This window comes from Corynebacterium sp. 32222D000AT, assembly GCF_053546955.1.
The window spans coordinates 161,435-179,669 of the sequence record NZ_JBPPVW010000004.1 but is presented as its reverse complement, the minus strand read 5'-3'; the positions used below and the strand labels follow the sequence as shown (position 1 = coordinate 179,669).

Genomic DNA, 18,235 nt, shown 5'->3' with positions numbered 1-18,235 from the left:
GTCATGACCCGTACCGCTGAACAATCCCGCGCGGCCAAGAAGGAAATCCTGTCGCGCATCCGCTCCGCCCAGAAGTCCGCGGGCCTGGCCGACCACGTGGACGTCCCGCGCGACTACCAGCGCGACCGCCAGGTCGCCCCGGACGAGCTGCGCGACCTGCTGGTCGACCGCCTGGTGGACTACAAGGCCGACGTACACGTCACCGACGCCGCCGAGCTGCCGGCCACCCTGGCCAAGATTCTGGCGGATAAGGACTGCCACGATATCCGCTACGCCCCGGGCATGGATACCGCGCTTTTCGCCGAGTTCGACGGGGAGGCCAAGCCGGATTCCAACGACGTGGACCCGCGCACCCTCAACGAGGTCGACGCCGTCGTGACGGAATCCCACGTTACGGCTGCCCAGACCGGCACGATCTCGCTGGAGGCCGGTGAGACCAACGGCCGCCGCGCGCTGACCTTGGTCCCGGACCGCCACGTGTGCATCGTCCGCCAGGAAAACATTGTCTACGGCGTGCCGGAGATGGTCTCCCTCATGAACCCGGAGCACCCGGCGACCTGGATTTCGGGCCCGTCGGCGACCTCCGATATCGAGCTCTCCCGCGTGGAGGGCGTGCACGGGCCGCGCGACCTGATCGTCGTCATCGTGAAGTAGCGCTGTCCCGCCCCGTGGGGCCGGCGGTGCCAGAGTTGTCAGTTGTGGCGACCTAGGGCACCCGCCGGCCCCCTTTTTATTGGGGAAGGATGCAGGCCGGGGGCAACGGCGATAATGTAAAAACACTCAAACCCTACGGTTTCCGTTATTTTCAATTTCTTTACTGACTCAGTTCCTAGGAGAATCAGGTGCTACGACCTTCTCAGAAACGCCCGGCCCGGGCCGCTGCTTCCATCCTGGCAGCGCTCGGGGTGGCTTGCAGCCTCGCCGTCGGCCCGGCGGTAGCCCAAGAAGCCCAGAACGCCGCCCCGCAGATCCAGTGGGAGGACTGCCCCGAGCAGGTCACCGAGGACAACGCCGAGTGCGGCCGTATCGATGTCCCCACGTACTACGACAACCCGTCAGCCGGCACCATCAGCGTCGGCTTCCTGCGCGTGCCGGCCGCCAACCCGCAGGCCAAGCGCGGCGTGCTCTTCGGCAACCCGGGCGGCCCGGGTGGGGACGGCTACTCCTACTTCGGCAGCGAGCAGTTCGCCTGGCCCGAGGGAATTACCAACGAGTGGGACCGCGTGGCGGTCCAGCCGCGCGGCCTGCCGGGTTCCACCCCGGTGGAGTGCACCCAGCCGGGCGGCAGCGACCTCGACGCCGCCACCCGCGCCGGCGCCTATATCCGCAATTCTTGCGAGAAGTCCACGCCCGGCTACACCAACTCCCTGACCACCGAGAACACCGCCCGCGACTGGGAGATGGTGCGCCAGGCCCTGGGTGAGGACCGGATTTCCATCATGGGGCTAAGCTACGGCACCCTGCTGGGCTCTACCTACGCCACCTTCTATCCCGAGCACACCGACAAGGTAGTGCTGGACTCGGCCATGAGCCCCGCCCGCGCGTGGAACGGCACCCTGGCCGACCAGCAGGCCGGCTACGAGAACGCGCTGCACGATTTCTTCGACTACGTCGCGGCTAACGATGCCACCTACCACCTGGGCACCACTCCCCTGAAGGCCTACGAAGCGTGGTCGCGCAAGGTAGCCCGCGAGGCCGGCGTGCGCCCGACGGTGCTGCCGCCGAACGCCAAGATCGGCGACCTGCCCCCGGGGCTGGAGTTTTCCAGCCAACCGGCGGCCAACATCATGACCGCGACCGGTGAGCTGCGCGTCCAGGCCGAGTTCCTGGGTGACAAGATCCGCAACCCGCAGGCCTCCCAGATCAACTCGAATACCCTGATGCTCACCCGCCTACTCGTGCCTTCGGCCGTCAGCTGGGAGGCGCTGGCTAAGCACATCGCCGGCATCGAGGACCTGGGCGGGCCCCAGGATCCGGAGCAGGCCCGCAAGGCGCTCGAGGCGCAAACCCAGGCCCAGTCCATGCAGAACCTCGTCCTGTGCAACGAGAACTCCTTCCGGGCCAACCCGGGCCTGGTCCCGTCCTACGCGTGGTCGGCATTCGTCACCCAGGACCCTTTCACGATGGCTAGCTCCCTGTACGGCTCCGGCATCGCCTGCAGCGGCCGCGGGCCGGTGACCACCGTCCCGGCGCTAAACGGCGCGGGGCTGGAGCACCGCCCGCTGCAGATCAACGCCACCGGCGACCCGCAGACCCCGTACCAGTTCCACGGCGATATGGCCGGCCAGATGGGCTCCCACGTCGTGACCGTCCACGGCCCGGGCCACGGCCACGTCGCCTCCGGCAACGCGGCTGTCGACGAGATCGTGGTGGACTATCTGCGCACCGGGACCAGCGACGTTAACGAAGCGCCGGGGCTGATTTAACACTGACTAGCCCGATGGGTTAGAATTTCATCATTGTCGTTCCAACGAGCGGCAATGGTGAAAATGTCTCCGTAGCTCAGCGGATTAGAGCATCGGTTTCCGGTACCGAAGGTCGCAGGTTCGATCCCTGTCGGGGACACCACAAAACAAGGGCCCGCACCCAGACAAAGTTCTGGGTGCGGGCCCTTTGTACTGCGACTAATCATCCTCCCGCGGGGTCGGCCGCCACATGGCGACCTCCGGCGGGTCGGCCAGCTTGTCGCCGGCGACCTCGATCGGGCCGAGCTCCACGAAGCCCAGGGAGCGGTACAGCGCCGCGGACTTCGGCGTGGAGGCCTCCAGGTAGACCGGGGCATCGCCGGCGCGGCGCAGGCCGTGCTTGAGCATCGTGGAGCCAATCCCCTTGCCCTGGACGCTGGAGCTCACCGCGATGGCGAAGAGGTACCAGTGGGCAAACCCCGGGTGGGCGCTGGCGGTGCGCGCCTCCCGCCGGGCTACGAAAGGCACCGCGCGGCGGAAGAGGTTGATGTACTTCGGCAGCAGCGCCATGAACTTGGGCGTCGACATCTGCTTATTGGGACGCGCCCACAGGCCCACGCCGACGATTTCGCCGTTGTCGATGGCCAGGTCCACCTCCCCGTTGGGGAAATAGTGGCCGTAGACCTGGATTTCATAAATGGCGCGGGCAAAGTCCACGTTGTTGTACTGGCCGCCCGTGTGCGCCATGATGGAGCGCACCGCGCGGTCCTGGGCGAAGGTGTGGGCCAGGACCTCGATGGCGGCGGGAAGCTCGTCTTCGCGCGCGGGTCGAATCTCTACATCTGCTGACTTATTATTCATATCCCCCAATCTAACACCGCAGATGCAAAAAGCTCCCTGACCACCTAGGTCAGGGAGCTTAAGAAAGCCAATGCGGGATTAGAAAAGCTCCATCGGGCCCGGCTCCAGGGCGAGCATGCCGATCATCAGCAGGCCCATGACGACGATCATGATGATGCCCATCGGGATCCACTCCAGGATGACCTTGCCAACGCCGTCACCGCGGTCGCGAGCTTCTGCCTCGCGCTTTTCCTGCTCCAAACGAGAAGTCATTACTTCGCTTCCTTTCGACTCCACTGGCCGTGACCGGCCCGATTCCACCGCTATCTTAGCAGTATCCACGTACTAGTTTCGACTTTGCCCGGCGGGTGCTACACCCTTCCAGGCTAGGCCTCGGGATCGACGCCTTCCTCCAGCGCCGCGACGAATTCCTCGCGCGCGCTAAACAGCGCCTCGACGTCGGCCTCCGCGCCGCTAATCCACAGGCCCGTCGCCGCGTCGAAGGTCAGCGCCTCGTCGGGGTGCGCCTCCAACAGCTTTTCCATGATCTCGGCCTGCTCGGCGGTCGGCTCCCCGTCCGGGAATTGTTCCGGATCGCCTAAGGCGGCGGATTCTTCCGGGAAGGCGGTGAGGTGGTACTGCTCGTATTGCTTGTGCGGTTGCTCGAACAACTCTTGGCCCATCATGGCCTTTACTCTACCTTCTCGCCCAGGCGGGCATCGGGGACGAACCCGGGTTGGCCGGGGATGTTGTCGACGGCGAGTACGCCCTCACAGAAGCGCCGCAGGGCGGCGCGGTCCGCGTCCGACAGGTGGTCGAAGACCAGGCGGCGGACGGATTCCACGTGGGCCGGCGCGGCGCGCTCCAGGCGGCGGCGCCCCTCGTCGGTGAGCTCGATGAGCACGCCGCGGGCATCGCCAGCGCACTTGCCCTTCGTGACCAGGCCGCGTTTGGACATCCGGTTGACCTGGTGGGAGGCCCGGGAGCGATCCCAGCCCAGGTTCTTGCACAGATCGCGCAGCCGCAGTGCCTCGCCATCGGCCTCGGAGAGCGGGACCAGGATGGAAAAATCTGCCAGAGAAAGATCGCTGCCGTAGAGCAGGGAGTCTTCCATGCCCCGGTCGATCTTCCGCATGGAGTCTAGGAGCATTCGCCAGAGGTCCTGCTCGCCATCGTCAAGCCAACGCGTTTGCTTAGTCATAGACTCAACGTACCCTATCCCACCTCCGAGTTAACAGCCCGCTGCAGCGGAGACATCCGGCCCTTCCTCGGCTACGCTCGCCAGTAAACGCCGCACGACGTCGGCCTCCCCGGGCGCAAGCCGATCGAAAATCGTACGCTGCAGCTGCGCGGTATAGGCCGGAACGGCGCGCCCCAGCTCCTCCTTGCCGTCCTCGGTTATCCGGGCGCGCACCGCCCGCCGGTCGTTACCGTCAGTCGATTTGCTGACCAGGCCGCGCCGCGACATGCGCGAGATTTGCTTAGAGACCCGCGGGTGCGCCCAGTCCAGCGCCTCGCTCAGTTCTTTCAAGCGCAGCGTATACCCGGGTGCCCGCGCCAGCGCCGCCAAGAGGTGGAACTCGGTCCGCGTCAGCGAGCCGCACGACTCCAGCGCCTGGTCCAGCTTCGCCTCGACGCGCTGGGCGGCCAGGTTCATCAGCTCCCACAGGCGCTGTTCTTCCGGGGCGAGCCAGCCGTGGTAGACAGACTGCCGCGCAGCTTCCTCCGCCTGCTGCCCGGCCTGCTCCATTGTCCTAGTCCGCCCGCTTGAGGTCTTCGATATCTAGTTCCAGCTTTCCCGGCACGCGCGAATAGCGCTGCGGCATGCAGGTCAACACGATGACCTGGGCGCGTTTGCCTACCTCGCTAAACAGCGTGGACATCAGCTGGATGCGCTCGGAGTCCGTCGAGCCCAGCGCGTCGTCGATGACCACCGGCACCGGCCGGGCCCCGGCCTCATCCCCGCCGCCCGCGGATTCCTCCACCAGCTCCGCGATGGCGAACCGCGTCAGGATGGCCAGCTGCTCGCGGGCGCCGCCGGAGAGCTCGCCCAAATCAATGGTGACGTCGTCCTGGGTGCGCTGGGTGACTTCGAGTTTTTCGTTCAGCTGGAATTCGACGTCGCCGCCGTAGACTCGGCGGGCCAGGCGGCTGAGCCGATCGGCGAACGGCGCCGAGTACTTGCGGCGGGCCTCCTCGCGGTGCCGTAGGAGCACCTCGCGCAGGTATTTCACGGCCTTAGCGCGCCGGTCCAACGAATCGAAGCGGTCCTGGGCGTTCTCGAACTGGGCCTGGGCCTTCTCCGCGCGCTCGGCGCTGCCCTGGTCCCGCTCGATATAGCCGGTAAGCGTAGCGATGGTCCGGTCGGCCTGCGACCAAGTCTCCTCGAGCGACTTCAGGTGAGCTTGGGCGCCGGCATGCAGTTGCTCCGCGCGTTCCGGATCCGCAGCATTCATCTCAGCCTGCGCCTTAGCGCGCGCTGCCTGGGCGGCCGCCAGTCTTTCTTGGGCGGCCTCCACCGCCTGCTCGAGTTCCTCGTCGCCGCGGTGCCCACGGGCGCGCGCCAGGGATTGTTCGGCGCGCTCGACAGCCTCCTGCAAGCTGTCCACCTTGACTTGGCTGCGCAGCAACTTCTCCGAGAGGTTGAGTTCCTCCTCGCGCGCGACGGCCGCGGCGGCTTCCTCCTGCTCGGTTTGGGCCTGCTCCTCCGCTTCCTCAGCCGCAGCCAGGGTGGCGGCGGCGGTGTCGACGTCGGGCAATTCCTCTGTCTGTTCGCCTTCGAAAAATTCCTGCAGCGCGCGGTGCTCGGCTCGCAGTTGCTCGATGTCGTCGCCGGCGGCGAGCGTATCCAACTCGTGGCGCAGTCGCTCCGCCCGCTGGTCCTGCTCGACCTGCTCCTCCCGCAGACCGCGGGCTTCCGCCGCCCCGTCGCAGCCGAGAGATTCCAACAGATCCTCCAAGCGGCGCTTCGCGTGGGCGTATTCCTCCCGCGCAGAGCGGACGCTCTCCCCCATCTGGCCGGCGGCGAACCGGGCCGACAGCGTGCCAATGACCAGTTCGGTGCCGTCTGCGACGGGGACTTCGAGCTCTTCGCCTCCCGCCTCTAGGGCATAGGACTGCCCGTCAACGGTAATCTCCTCGCCGGATGCGGAGCTAAAAAACAGCTTCGACTGGGCGGCTTCCTGCAGACGCTGGTGCAGCTGCACGTCTTGGGCCAGCTGGTCGATGTCCGCCAGCTGTTTCTCGGTGACCGTGTGCTCGCGCGCGGCGATTTCCTGGCGCACCGCCCCCAGCTTTTCGGAGACTTCGTCGATGCGGCCCAGCAGGCTGTCCAGCTTGGCCAAGCGGTTTCTATCCACGACGAGCTTGTGGGCACCCGCGGCGTCCTTGCGCCGCTGCCGCGCGTCCGAAACGACCTTGGCCGCCTCCGCGGCCCGCTGGCGCACCTGCTCGAGGCGCTGATCTGCCTCGGCGGCCTGCTGTACGACCGGGGCGAGATCCTCCCGCGCCGCCTGCAGCTGCTCCTGGTTGCGTTTGAGGTCCTCGACCAGCTCCTGGCGGCCGCGCAGATCTTCGCCCGCGCGCTGATGGGATTCCTGGGCTTGGACGAAGTCCTTGTCCTTGGCCTGGAAGGCCGCGCGCGCTTGCTGGGCCGCGGTCAGCTCGGCCGTGCGTTGCTCGAGCTCGCTTCGGGCGGAGCCTTGCTCCTGTGCAGCCTGCTCGCGCCGGTCGACCGCCCGCTCGTAGTCACGCACGTAGCCTTCCAGCTCCGTGAGCTCCCGCTGCGCCTGCTCCGCCGCGTCCTGGGCGGCCGATAACTCGTTGCCCGCGCGCTTGTACTCGCCGGTGGGCTCGCCCTTCTTGCCGGTGAAATAGCGCTTGTATTCTTCTTCCACCCTGTCCATCAGGCCGGAGTCGTGGCCCTCGCTGAGGGCCTGGCTGCCGGAGCTTTGCTCCAGGGCGTTGCGCAGGGAGGAGATGCCGACGGCTTCGACCGCCGCGCCCAAGTCGTCCTGCTTGAGAAACAGGGCGTCTAAGAGGTCGTCGTCGAGGTGCTCGTCCAGAATTTCCTTGAGGCGAGCATCCGCGGCGCGGCCGGTGTGGTTTTCCGGGCGCGGCGAGAAAACGGTCAGCTCCGCGGCCTGCTTTCTGAACCACCGCTTGAAGATCCGGAAGCGGTACGGCCCCACGGTAGCCTCCAGGGTGATTTCGGGCGAGGCGTCCTTGCCCACCGGGCGCAGGACGCCCACCGTGTTCTTTGCGTGGGAGCTGTGCGCCTGCTTGAGGACCACGCCGATGGCCTCGACCAGGGTGGACTTGCCGGCCTCGTTGTCGCCGTGGATGACCACCACGCCCTGATCCGGAAGGTCCTCCAGCTTCAGGTGTTCGACGGCGCGCACATTGCGCAGCTCGAGAGAGTGAATCCGCATTAATTAGCCCCTTTCCGCGCGTCCGGCGAGGAAAGCCGGAACAACAAATTCGCCGCGTCCCGGGCCACCGGATCCGCGTCCATGTCCGTGATGATTTCTTCCAGCGCCCCGGCCGCGAAACCGCTTAACTCCAGGTCCGCGAGCTCCTCCTCCGAGGGGGCGAGGTGGAGGTCCATGGTCCGGGCGCGCTCGCGCAGGTCGGCGAAGACTGGCTCCAGAGCCTCCAACTCGTGCTGCAGGCGCTGAGTGTCCTGGATGCCCAGGGTGCCCTGCAGGCCGTACTTGATGACGGTGCGGTCCTTGTGCGGGTAGGCCTTGAGCCTTTCGAGGAAGTGATCCACGTCCTGGCTGGTGGTCAGCTCGGCGCTCAAGGCCTCGAAGCGCCACTCGCCCAGCTGGTGCTCTTCCACGGTTACCGAGGCCTGCCCCGCGGCGGTCTTCTCGATGGTCACGGCCAGGGCCTTGCCCGAGTTGTTCTCGCCGGCGTCGCTTTCCACCTCGTGGAAGGCGGTGGTTTCCGGCGCCCCGGAAAACCACACCGCCCCGGTGCTGCCCAGGGGCATGGCCGAGTGGGTATCCCCCAGCGCGAGGTAGTCGATGGCCCCGGCGCGGATCTTTTCCTCGACCAGGGCGAGGTCGATCAGCTCGGCGTCCTCTTCTGAGGTGCGAGATTCGACCTGCCCGTGCCCGACGGCCACCCGGATGGTGTCGGTAGGCTCTAGGGGCTCGAGGGCGGCCGCGACCAGATCGTAATTGGAACGCTTCGACAGGTACGGGGCCCCGACGAGCTCGACGCCGTCCGCGACCGGGATGGGCTCCGAGTCCGCGATGACGTGGATTCCTTCGGCCTGGGTGCGAAAGAAGATCGAGTCCGCCACCAGCGGATCGTGGTTGCCGGGCAGCAGGTAGACCGGCACGTCCAGGTTGGCCAGCGCCTCCCGGGCGCGACCGGTGGTCTGCGGCGACAGGGAGTTATGTTCGAAGACGTCCCCGGCTACGACGATGAACTCGGCGCCCACTTCGGCGGCGAGCTTTCCCAATTTGTCAATGCTGGCCAGCCGGGCCGCGTTAAAGCGGGCCTGGCCGTCGCTTCCGAGGAAACCACGCTCCATCCCTATCTGCAGGTCGGAGGTGTGGATGAACGTCGTTGAAGTCATACCCCATGTCTAACACAGCCACCGGACACATGCCCGAAGCTATTATCGAACACCCGTTTAATCCCCTAGCGGGTGGTCAGGTGGTGGTACATGTCCTCGATATCGGAGATCGAGCGCAGCAAGTCCACGTTGGTGTGCGAGACCGCCCGCATGGCCTTGCGCAGCAAATCCGGGTCGGAATCCTCCAGCGCCGGGGCGACCTTCGGCCGCGGCAGGTCCGGCAGCTGGCGGCCCTTCCAGAACAGGTCGTTGCGCTCGTCGTTGGTCAGGCCGGCATCGTTAGCCAAGGCGTCCTGGGACGCGGCCTGCGATTCTTCCAGGACCGCCTGTTCCAGGGTCAGGAAGTTCAGGCCGCGGAAGGCGAAGACCACCGACGCGTCGGCGTCGATACGACTGGCCAGGCGATCGGCCACCGCCACCACGTGCTTGCAGACCGGGGTAGAATCCGGACAGGAGCAGCTCAGCCGCAGGTCGTCGGCCGTGGGGGCAAAAAGCAGGTCGAGGACCTCCTCGCTTAGGTGCCCCTCGTGGGCGTTGCGCAGGGCGTTCGGGGTGCGCGCCAGCAGCTCATTAATGCGCGCTAGGTCGTCGTTGGAGCGGTACGGCAGCTGAATGAGGACCGTGAAGGGCTCGTTTTGGGAGCCGGCGACCCGGCCGTGGATGGCGCCGTTGCGCACGTCGAGGCCCACCACGTGCCCGGCGCGCGCGTACTGGCGCCCGCGGGTCAGGCGGCCGTCGTCGGTGGCCTTGCTGATAACGGACCAGACGCGCTGGGCCGCCGGAGACAACACGGGCCCGGTAGCCCCGCTGCGGGTGACCTTGTTGGTCTCCTCCGCGGAGGTCACGCGCTTGCGGGTCCCGAAGTTCGCGTAGATGACATTGTCTTTAGACACGCTCATGACCGACTCCTCCTACTCTCTGCCCCGGTAGCTCATCAGGGAGGCCAGCTGCTCCGGATCCAGCTCGGTGAGCCAGCCTTCGCCCTCGCCGACGACGGAGCCGGCCAGGGTGGTCTTGCCGTCCAGGATATCCTGGATGCTCTCCTCCAGGGTGCCGGCGGTGATCATCTTGTAGACCTGGACGTTTTTGCGCTGGCCGATGCGGAAGGCGCGGTCCGTGGCCTGGTTTTCCACCGCCGGGTTCCACCAGCGGTCCATGTGCACCACGACGTTGGCGGCGGTCAGGTTCAGGCCCGTGCCGCCGGCCTTCAGCGACAGGATCATCGCCGGCGGTCCGTCCGGATCCTGGAAGTCCTCGACCATCTGATCGCGCTTGTTCTTGGTGACCCCGCCGTGCAGGAACGGGATATCGCGCCCCAACTGCTCGCTCAGGTAGGGCTGCAAGATATCGCCGAAGGCGCGGTACTGGGTAAACACCAGCAGGCGTTCGCCGGCCTGGATCGACTCGTCGACGATCCGCATCAGCTCGGCGACCTTGCCGGAGCGGTGCTTGCCCTTAATGGTCACGGGCGAGCCGTCGCCCAGGAAGTGGGCCGGGTGGTTGCAGATCTGCTTGATGCGGGTCAGCGAGGAGAGCACCAGCCCGCGGCGGGCCATGCCCTGGCGCTGCTCGAGTTGGACCTGGACGTCGTCCACGAAGGCCTTGTAGAGCGAGGCCTGCTCGGCGGTCATGGATACGGTGAGGATCTGCTCGGACTTCTCCGGCAGGTCGTCGATGATCTTCGGGTCCGTCTTCAGCCGGCGCATGATAAACGGCGCGGTGAGTAGGCGCAGGCGCTCGGTCATGGTGGGGTCCTGCTCCCGCTCGATGGCCTTGGCGAAGTGGTTGCGGAAGAAGCTGGTAGACCCCAGGATGCCGGGGTTGCAGAAGTCCAGGATGGAGCGCATCTCCGACAGGCGGTTTTCCACCGGCGTGCCGGTCAGCGCAATGCGGTGGCGCGACGGCAGGGAGCGCACCGCCCGGGAGCTGCGGGTCGCGGAGTTCTTGATCGCCTGCGCCTCGTCCAGCACGACGCGGTCCCACTCGGCTAGGCCGAGCTGCTTGAAATCGCGCCCGACGGTGCCGTAGGAGGTAATGACCAAGTCGGCATCGGCAGCTGCGGTCAGCAGCGCCTTGTCCTTTAAGCGGCCGGAGCCGTGCTGGACCAAGACCGTGAAATCCGGGACGAAGCGCGCGGCCTCCCGCGCCCAGTTGCCCACCACGGAAGTCGGCGCGACCACCAGCGTCGGGCCGAGTTCCTTGCCTTCCTCAGCGGCCTTGTCCTTTTCCACGGCCAGCAGGGTCAGCAGCTGCAGGGTCTTGCCCAGGCCCATGTCGTCGGCCAGCACGGCGCCGATGTTGTTCTGCGACATCCAGTAGAGCCAGTCGACGCCGCGGCGCTGGTATTCGCGCAGCTCCGCGTGCACGGTATCCGGCACCGCGACGCGCTGCGGGGCGACGGTGTCCATGCCGCCCAGCAGGCTGTTGAACCACTTGGAGCCGGTGAACTCGATCGGTTCGTTGGCCATGGATTCCAGGGCCAGCTGGCGCAGCTCGGCGATGGTCACCTCGCCGAACTCGTCCGTGTCCTTGTCGGCCTGGTTGAACTCGGCCAGCTGGCGTTCCACGTCCGCGACCAGCTGCTCCCAGCCCGGCGTCTCCAGCACCCGGGCGCGCTCGGCTTCTTTGGCGGCCGCCTCCAGCTGCTTCTTCCGGCGCTTGTAGGCGGTCTGGTTGAGCTTATCCATGTAGTCGGTAATACGGCTAAGCGCCTGCGTATCCGCCATGACCCACTCGCCGCGCAGGCGGATGAGCCCCGACTTGGAGTTGACCAGCTCCTCCATTTCCTGTTCGCTCAGCTGCACGTCGCCGACGGAGATATGCCAGTCGTATTCGACCAGTTTCTCCAGGCCCACCTGCGACTTGGTGGCCGCCACGGCCGGGTCGGTGACCTCGCGGGTCTCCAGCTGGGCCTTGGTCTCCGCCTGCGCCCAGGCCTTGGGCAGCATCACCGTGAAGCCGGCGGCCTTGAGCGCGGAGACGTCGCTGCCGATGAACTGCACCAGCGCGTCCGTACTCAGGTAGACGTCCCAGTCCCCGGCGTTGTCGTACCAGCGGGGTGCCGGCCGCGAGGAGCTGGGGTTGAGCGCCGGGGCGATGCCGATGGCGCGGCGCTGCGAGTCGCGCAGCTTCTCCACCGAACGGGCGTCGAGCTGGTCGACGCGGATGGGCTGCGGCGAGTCTGTACCGGAACGCACCCGCAGGCGCACCGGCCACACCGCCTGGGAAGGATCCAGAGAGGTCTCCTCCTCCCCGGGTTCCTCGACGATGATGACCAGCTGCAGATCGACCGAGGCGATCGAATCCTTCCACTCGTTGAGGCCCCGCAGCAGCTGCGCCCGGCCCCGCTTGATGGGCGAGGTGGTCAGCATGGCCTGCGCGAAATCGTGCCAGGGGTACGGCCGCGGCGTGTGGAGCAGGTCTTTGAGCTCCATGAAGGCGATCCAGTGGGTGAGCTCGTCGATGAGATCGTCCGACAGCGATCGGTTGTTGATGGTCAAGATCCCCGGCGCCGCGGCGATCATCTCCGCCAGCCAGCCGCGCTCCCCCAGCCCGGCGGCCAGCTGCCACATGGGGAACCACTCGCCCGCCTGGTAGGACAGGCGGATGGTCACACGCCCGGCGCGCACGAACTTGGTCAGCCCGCGGTAGGTCCGGATGAGCCAATAGAGATCGGGGGCAATGGAGGCGCGTTGTTCGGCGGTGGCCGCCGGGGTCCGCTCGTCCAGGAAGGACAGCTGGGACAGCGCGACGATGGCGTCCTGCGGGCCGAACATAGCCATCGGCGCCATGAGCGAGACGTCCTTGCCCTTCGGCGTGCGCAGGGAGACACGGGCCCGGTTGCGGAAAGACTTCTTGGCAAGCAGGCTCTCGACCGCTTCTGGAAAGGTCCCTTCCGGCACGGAGGCGGGCGTGACAATCTTGTGCCCCTCCACCTGTTCGACCCACAGGCTAAACCCAGACACAGGCAGCCAGAGGCCGTGCAGAAGGTATCCAGACATGCCGAATAGTCTAACACCGATGGCCGACACGCGACTTTTTCTGCCTGCGTCAAAGATTGCTCTCCCCGACCCGTCCGACCCTGCCGGCCGGCCGCCTAGGCCGCTGGCCAGCGTGGATGCCTACCCTCCTTTGAGGGGAGGAAACGGCGCTTTTTCGCGCAAACGACGCCGGAACGCCTGTCACCTGGGATTGTTACCGTCTCGTTATAAACAGTGGTGAACCTCCTCATTGCTTCACAAAAGCCTGCCACGCACCTGTGACGCCGTGTTTCATAGCTTGGGCAGTTCTGTGAGTCTCGTTACCCTTGTTATGTTCCGCAGGTCATATTCCCACGGCACCACCTGGGAAAAGACTCTGTAGGCAACCGTTATTTCCCGCCCCTGGGCCGCTTGAGCTTTATCGCGCCCGGGCGGCGCACTGTTTTTACACATCAATTACTGCAAGGAGCCTTCGTGGATACCTCAACCTGGTATGTCATCGCGATCATTATTTATCTGTTCGCGATGCTCGCCATCGGTTACTGGAGCTACAAGCAAACCGATCAATACGACGACTACGTTCTGGGCGGCCGTGGGCTGCACCCCTTCGTAGCGGCCCTGTCTGCGGGCGCCTCTGATATGTCCGGCTGGCTGCTCATGGGCCTGCCCGGCGCCCTCTTCCTGACCGGCATGTCCGAGGTCTGGATCGCCATCGGCCTGACCTGCGGCGCCTGGGCTAACTGGAAGTGGGTTGCCCCGCGTCTGCGCGCCTACTCGGAGGTGGCCGGGAACTCCATCACCATCCCGTCCTTCTTCGAAAACCGCCTGCGCGACAAGTCCCGCCTGCTGCGGATTATCGCCGCGCTGGTCATCATCTTCTTCTTCACCTTCTACGTCTCCTCCGGCATGGTCTCCGGCGGCCGCTATTTCGAGTCCACCTTCGGCGGCGACTACCTGACCGGCATGCTGATCATCGCCGCGGTCACCGTCGCCTACACCTTCGTCGGCGGCTTCCTCGCCGTGTCCTACACGGACGTCGTCCAGGGCCTGCTGATGTTCTGCTCGCTCATCATCGTGCCGGTCATGGCCATCATCTCCCTGGATAACCCGTCGGACATCTTCTCCTTCGCCGCAGAGAACCCCTACGCCACCAACGGCGTGCTGGAGAACCCGAACTACTTCTCCCTCGTCTCCGGCGTGACCGCCGGCGTGGTTATCGGCAATATCGCCTGGGGCCTGGGCTACTTCGGTCAGCCGCACGTCATCGTGCGCTTCATGGCACTGCGCAAGCCCTCCGATGCCCGCCAGGGCCGTTTCTACGGGGTGACCTGGATGGGCCTGTCCGTGCTCGGCGCCATCTTCGTGGCACTGTCCGCCACGGTCTTTTTCACCCAGAACGACTACTCCATCACGGACCAGGAGAACTACGAGACCGTCTTCCTGGACATGGCGCAGGTCATGTTCCACCCGCTGCCGGCCGGCCTGGTGCTGACCGCGGTTCTGGCCGCCATCATGTCCACCATGTCCTCCCAGCTGCTGGTCGTGGCCAGCTCGCTCATCGAGGACCTGTGGAAGATCTTCTCCAAGAAGAACCTCTCCGAGGATCTGCTCATCAACCTGTCGCGTACCGCGGTCGTGGCCGTGGCCGTCGTGGCCGCCCTGCTGGCCATCAACCCGTCGGATTCCATCCTGGGTCTGGTCGGCTTCGCCTGGGCCGGCTTCGGTGCCGCCTTCGGCCCGCTGGTCCTGCTGTCCCTGTACTGGAAGCGACTCAACTCCACCGGCGCCATCGCCGGCATGATTGTCGGTGCACTGACCACCATCATCTGGGGCAACGTCCCGGCGCTGACCGAGACCATCTACGAGATCGTCCCGGGCTTCGCCCTCTCGCTCCTCGTGACCGTCGTGGTCTCCCTGGCGACCAAGCAGCCGCCCAAGGAGGTCCAGGACGAGTTCGCCCAGGTCGAGGACCTGGTCAAGATCGTCTCCAAGGACGACGAGATGGCCTTCGAGGACGCTGCCAAGCAGGTCAAGGACTAGTTCCGCCTAGCCCGCACGGCGCCCTCCTAAGATAAGAAAAATCCCGCCTTCCCCGCCGCGTTCTTGCGCGGTCCGGGAGGCGGGTTTTTGCTTGCCGATGCCCCGTGGCGTCTACAGGAACATCAGGATGGCGATAACAACCCACAGCAGGTTGAAGATGCCGCTGAACATGGCCAGCTGCTTCTTGTCCTTGGCGAAATCGGTGGTGCCCTCACCGGCTAGGGCGGCCATGGCCTTCTTCTGGCGCGGGATGATGAGGAAGAACAGCAGCGCCCAGGCGATAATCGCCAGCAGGATGGACGCGTGGAACTGCCCCTGGGTGCCGTAGGTGGACATATCCATCAGGAAGACGGCGATACCCAAAATCGGCACGATCGCGGAGATATAGCCGTAGGAATTAGTGATGTTGTGCAGGGTACGCGTGGCGCCAAGCGCCTTGTCGTCGCCCTCGGCGGCCTTCAGCATCTGCGGGCCGAACTGCGACGTCGCCACGGTGACCGGGCCCAACAGCAAAATCGCGGCAATCACGTGCGCGGCGATGAACAAAGAAGTCATAAAAGTTGCTCCAGAACCTTTCTCACGGGTTTTTGCGACGGCTAAGTAAAAGCGCCGCTCATAGGAAAATCACCGTGCATGGGACACGGCTTCCGCAGTTAACCCTATCGTTAATTCGGGTCAAATGATCAACCGGCACTGCGCCCGCATGACCTTTACGTCCCGCCGCGGCAGGGGCAGGCCGTATTTCGCGGCGACGGCCGCCAGCCGCCGCACGTACCAGCAACGCTGCCCCACCGCCGGCGGCAGCCACCGGGCCGGCAGGTCGTCGGACTTGTCGCGGTTGACCTCGTCCCGGGTCACCACCAGGTTGAGCGGATCATTAGCGAAATCCTGCCGCCGCTGCGCCGACCAGCTGTGCGCGCCCAGATCCCACGCGGCAGAGAGCGGGAAGACGTGGTCTACCTCCACCGGGACGTCGCCGCGGCGCAGGGGCACCTCCTCCCCGGCGTAGGGGTCGTAGAGGCTGCCGCGGCTAATCCCGCACGCCCCGCTGCGGCGCAGCTGCATGGCCTGTTCCATAATGGCGACCTCCCGGGTGGTGCACGCCGAGCTTGGGGCCGGGCCCCACCCGGCGCCGAAGGCCTCGCGCTCGTAGCCCAGCACGCGCTGGCGCTGCTCGACCGGCTCCACCCGCTCCAGGCTGGCGCCCAGTTCTGGGAGACCGTCGTCTTCCTCCGGCTGTAGGTAAGGGGCCACCTGCCCGCAGAGATAGAGCAGGGTGCACAGACAAAGAAACCACAGGAAGCGTTGGCGCATGCCTTTATAGACTGCGCCAGGTTTCCTGTGGTTCCTTAGCTGGCTTAGGGCCGGTCAGCGCACTAGTCGCGCCAGCGGCCGCGACCGCCCTTGTCGCCCCGGCGGCCACCCTCGCGGCGGCGGCCCCCGCGGTTATCGCGGTTGTCGCGGTTATCGTCGCGGTGGAAGCCGCGGCGCGGCGGGCGCCCAGTGTCCTTCTGGATGTTGATGAGCTGCCCGGAAATACGGGTGTCCTTCAACCGATCCAGCACGGCCGGGTCCAAGTTCTTCGGCAGGTCGACCAAGGTGTGGCCCACCGCGATGGTGATACGGCCGAAGTCCTTCGACGACAGGCCGCCCTCGTTGGCGATGGCGCCCACGATGGCACCCGGGCGGACGTTCTGGCGCTTGCCGACGTCCAGGCGGTAGGTCTCGAAGTCGCCGTCCGGGCGCTTCGGCCCGCGGTCGCGGTCCCGGTCGCGATCCCTAAAGCGGCCGCCGCGCTTGTCGCCGCGGTCGCCACGATCGTCGCGGCGGAAGCGCTCCTTGTCGCGCTTGTCCTTCTTGCTCACCGGCTGTTCCTTCATCAGGAAGTCGGAGCCGGCCTGCAGCTGCACGGCCAGGGAAGCGGCGATGTCGTCCATGCCGACGTTGTTGACCTCGGAGTACTTGCGGACCAGGCCGCGGAAGAGCTCCATCTGCTTGTCGCCCAGGGTCTCCGTGATGGACTGCGCGAACTTCTCCTTGCGCTTGACGTTGACCTCGTCGACGGTCGGCAGCTCCATCTCCTCCAGGCGGGCGTTGGTCACCCGCTCGATGGAGCGCAGCATGCGCCGCTCGCGCGGGGTGACGAACAGGATGGCCTCGCCGGTGCGGCCGGCACGGCCGGTGCGGCCGATGCGGTGCACGTAAGACTCGGTGTCGTTCGGGATGTCGTAGTTGACCACGTGGGTGATGCGCTCGACGTCCAGGCCGCGGGCGGCCACGTCGGTAGCCACCAGGATGTCCAGGCGGCCGTCCTTGAGCTGATCCACGGTGCGCTCGCGCTGGTTCTGCGCGATGTCGCCGTTGATGGCGGCGGCGGAATAGCCGGCATCGGACAGCTTTTCGGCGACCTCTTCGGTCTCGTGCTTGGTCCGGCAGAAGACGATGATGGCGTCGTAGTCCGTGACCTCGAGGATCCGGGTGAACGCGTCCATCTTCGCGCGGTGCGGGGTCAGCAGGAAGCGCTGCTTGATGTTGTCGTTGGTGCGGCGCTCGGACTTGACGGTCACCTCGGCCGGGTTATCCAGGTACTGCTTGGACAGGCGGCGGATGCTGTTGGGCATGGTGGCCGAGAACAGCGCGACCTGTTTGTTGTCCGGGGTGTCTTCCAGGATGCGCTCGACGTCTTCCTGGAAGCCCATGTTCAGCATCTCGTCGGCCTCGTCGAGGACCAGGAAGCGCAGCTGGGACAGGTCCAGCGAGCCCTTCTCCAGGTGGTCGATGACACGGCCCGGGGTGCCGACGATGATCTGGGCGCCGCGGCGCAGGCCGGACAGCTGGATGCCGTAGGCCTGACCGCCGTAGATCGGCAGGACCTCGATGTTGCCCAGGTGATCCGCGAAGGACTGGAAGGAATCGGCAACCTGCAGGGCCAGCTCGCGCGTCGGCGCGAGCACGAGGGCCTGCGGGTGGCGGGCCTGCTCGTCGATGCGGGCGAGGATCGGCAGCGCGAAGGCCGCCGTCTTGCCGGTACCGGTCTGGGCGAGGCCGACCACGTCGCGGCCTTCCATCAAGATCGGGATGGTTTCCGCTTGGATTGGCGAAGGGGTGGTGAAACCAACGCTGGCCACGGCGTCAAGCACTTCGCTTGGCAGGCCTAGGCCGTCAAACCCCTGGGAGTTGTCTTTGGCCGAATCCTGGGATTCGGCGCCGGCGCCCTCAGAAGCTTGCGCAGCCCCGGTGTTCTTCGCAGCCTCTGCTGCCACACCTTGCGCGTTGTCCTGAGATTCCGACTGTTGAGAAAATTCTTCCGGCTCGTTGACGCCGCCGGTGGCGTTATCGGTAATGCTCATTGCCCGCCCAACATTACGCTAATGGGCGGGCAA

Annotated in this window: 15 protein-coding genes and 1 tRNA gene; 4 read left to right on the top strand and 12 right to left on the bottom strand. The window is 66.0% G+C overall.

The window, feature by feature from the left end; all coding sequences use genetic code 11:
* Window positions 1-3 precede the first annotated feature (3 nt).
* The 3 genes from ACEE23_RS03945 to ACEE23_RS03935 all read left to right on the top strand — a co-directional run bounded on the left by ACEE23_RS03945 (window position 4) and on the right by ACEE23_RS03935 (window position 2,568).
* Window positions 4-654: a LutC/YkgG family protein gene (locus ACEE23_RS03945; protein WP_368519646.1), complete on the top strand. Its 651-nt coding sequence runs from the start codon at window positions 4-6 to the stop codon at window positions 652-654.
* Window positions 655-842: 188 nt separating this feature from the next.
* Window positions 843-2,426: an alpha/beta hydrolase gene (locus tag ACEE23_RS03940; RefSeq protein WP_409338322.1), complete on the top strand. Its 1,584-nt coding sequence runs from the start codon at window positions 843-845 to the stop codon at window positions 2,424-2,426.
* Window positions 2,427-2,491: 65 nt separating this feature from the next.
* Window positions 2,492-2,568, top strand: a tRNA-Arg gene (locus ACEE23_RS03935).
* Window positions 2,569-2,624: 56 nt separating this feature from the next.
* Here the strand turns inward: ACEE23_RS03935 and ACEE23_RS03930 are convergent.
* The 9 genes from ACEE23_RS03930 to ACEE23_RS03890 all read right to left on the bottom strand — a co-directional run bounded on the left by ACEE23_RS03930 (window position 2,625) and on the right by ACEE23_RS03890 (window position 12,833).
* Entirely contained in the window at window positions 2,625-3,266 is a 642-nt protein-coding gene (locus tag ACEE23_RS03930; RefSeq protein WP_368519645.1) for a GNAT family N-acetyltransferase, read from the bottom strand.
* Between the two features lie 78 nt (window positions 3,267-3,344).
* The gene (locus ACEE23_RS03925) at window positions 3,345-3,518 is read right to left on the bottom strand and encodes a hypothetical protein (RefSeq protein ID WP_368519644.1); all 174 of its coding nucleotides are present in this window, start codon (window positions 3,516-3,518) and stop codon (window positions 3,345-3,347) included.
* 113 nt (window positions 3,519-3,631) lie between these two features.
* The gene (locus tag ACEE23_RS03920) at window positions 3,632-3,931 is read right to left on the bottom strand and encodes a molecular chaperone GrpE (protein ID WP_368521052.1); all 300 of its coding nucleotides are present in this window, start codon (window positions 3,929-3,931) and stop codon (window positions 3,632-3,634) included.
* Between the two features lie 5 nt (window positions 3,932-3,936).
* Entirely contained in the window at window positions 3,937-4,446 is a 510-nt protein-coding gene (locus ACEE23_RS03915; protein ID WP_368519642.1) for a MarR family winged helix-turn-helix transcriptional regulator, read from the bottom strand.
* A 30-nt stretch (window positions 4,447-4,476) separates the two neighbouring features.
* Window positions 4,477-4,995 carry a MarR family winged helix-turn-helix transcriptional regulator gene (locus ACEE23_RS03910; protein WP_368519641.1) on the bottom strand — a complete coding sequence of 173 codons (519 nt, stop codon included), beginning with the start codon at window positions 4,993-4,995 and terminating at the stop codon, window positions 4,477-4,479.
* A gap of 4 nt (window positions 4,996-4,999) precedes the next feature.
* Entirely contained in the window at window positions 5,000-7,675 is a 2,676-nt protein-coding gene (locus ACEE23_RS03905; protein ID WP_368519640.1) for an AAA family ATPase, read from the bottom strand.
* Entirely contained in the window at window positions 7,675-8,832 is a 1,158-nt protein-coding gene (locus ACEE23_RS03900; protein ID WP_368519639.1) for a metallophosphoesterase family protein, read from the bottom strand. The genes ACEE23_RS03905 and ACEE23_RS03900 overlap by 1 nt, the downstream gene beginning before the upstream one ends.
* A gap of 65 nt (window positions 8,833-8,897) precedes the next feature.
* Window positions 8,898-9,731 (bottom strand): SWIM zinc finger family protein, encoded by an 834-nt coding sequence (locus ACEE23_RS03895; protein ID WP_368521051.1) that lies wholly within the window; start codon window positions 9,729-9,731, stop codon window positions 8,898-8,900.
* A 12-nt stretch (window positions 9,732-9,743) separates the two neighbouring features.
* Window positions 9,744-12,833, bottom strand: a complete 3,090-nt coding sequence (locus ACEE23_RS03890) for a DEAD/DEAH box helicase (protein WP_368519637.1) — start codon at window positions 12,831-12,833, stop codon at window positions 9,744-9,746.
* Between the two features lie 453 nt (window positions 12,834-13,286).
* Between ACEE23_RS03890 and putP the strand changes: the two genes are divergently transcribed.
* On the top strand, window positions 13,287-14,852 hold the full coding sequence (gene putP, locus ACEE23_RS03885; RefSeq protein ID WP_368519636.1) for a sodium/proline symporter PutP: 1,566 nt from the start codon (window positions 13,287-13,289) through the stop codon (window positions 14,850-14,852).
* A 111-nt stretch (window positions 14,853-14,963) separates the two neighbouring features.
* Here the strand turns inward: putP and ACEE23_RS03880 are convergent, their stop codons facing one another.
* From ACEE23_RS03880 to ACEE23_RS03870, 3 genes are all read right to left on the bottom strand, one after another.
* On the bottom strand, window positions 14,964-15,407 hold the full coding sequence (locus ACEE23_RS03880; RefSeq protein ID WP_368519635.1) for a DUF2269 domain-containing protein: 444 nt from the start codon (window positions 15,405-15,407) through the stop codon (window positions 14,964-14,966).
* A 120-nt stretch (window positions 15,408-15,527) separates the two neighbouring features.
* Complete coding sequence (locus tag ACEE23_RS03875; protein WP_368519634.1) at window positions 15,528-16,106, bottom strand: HNH endonuclease family protein; 579 nt, start codon at window positions 16,104-16,106, stop codon at window positions 15,528-15,530.
* A gap of 122 nt (window positions 16,107-16,228) precedes the next feature.
* Window positions 16,229-18,202 (bottom strand): DEAD/DEAH box helicase, encoded by a 1,974-nt coding sequence (locus tag ACEE23_RS03870; protein ID WP_368519633.1) that lies wholly within the window; start codon window positions 18,200-18,202, stop codon window positions 16,229-16,231.
* Window positions 18,203-18,235: the final 33 nt, after the last annotated feature.

Excerpts from the sequence above, each read along its gene's own strand:
- ACEE23_RS03915 (WP_368519642.1), bottom strand. The coding sequence starts at position 4,446 with ATGACTAAGCAAACGCGTTGGCTTGACGATGGCGAGCAGGACCTCTGG.
- ACEE23_RS03895 (WP_368521051.1), bottom strand. The coding sequence starts at position 9,731 with ATGAGCGTGTCTAAAGACAATGTCATCTACGCGAACTTCGGGACCCGC.
- ACEE23_RS03880 (WP_368519635.1), bottom strand. The coding sequence starts at position 15,407 with ATGACTTCTTTGTTCATCGCCGCGCACGTGATTGCCGCGATTTTGCTG.
- ACEE23_RS03870 (WP_368519633.1), bottom strand. The coding sequence starts at position 18,202 with ATGAGCATTACCGATAACGCCACCGGCGGCGTCAACGAGCCGGAAGAA.
- ACEE23_RS03945 (WP_368519646.1), top strand. The coding sequence starts at position 4 with ATGACCCGTACCGCTGAACAATCCCGCGCGGCCAAGAAGGAAATCCTG.
- ACEE23_RS03905 (WP_368519640.1), bottom strand. The coding sequence starts at position 7,675 with ATGCGGATTCACTCTCTCGAGCTGCGCAATGTGCGCGCCGTCGAACAC.
- ACEE23_RS03890 (WP_368519637.1), bottom strand. The coding sequence starts at position 12,833 with ATGTCTGGATACCTTCTGCACGGCCTCTGGCTGCCTGTGTCTGGGTTT.
- ACEE23_RS03900 (WP_368519639.1), bottom strand. The coding sequence starts at position 8,832 with ATGACTTCAACGACGTTCATCCACACCTCCGACCTGCAGATAGGGATG.
- ACEE23_RS03910 (WP_368519641.1), bottom strand. The coding sequence starts at position 4,995 with ATGGAGCAGGCCGGGCAGCAGGCGGAGGAAGCTGCGCGGCAGTCTGTC.
- ACEE23_RS03925 (WP_368519644.1), bottom strand. The coding sequence starts at position 3,518 with ATGACTTCTCGTTTGGAGCAGGAAAAGCGCGAGGCAGAAGCTCGCGAC.
- ACEE23_RS03930 (WP_368519645.1), bottom strand. The coding sequence starts at position 3,266 with ATGAATAATAAGTCAGCAGATGTAGAGATTCGACCCGCGCGCGAAGAC.
- ACEE23_RS03920 (WP_368521052.1), bottom strand. The coding sequence starts at position 3,931 with ATGATGGGCCAAGAGTTGTTCGAGCAACCGCACAAGCAATACGAGCAG.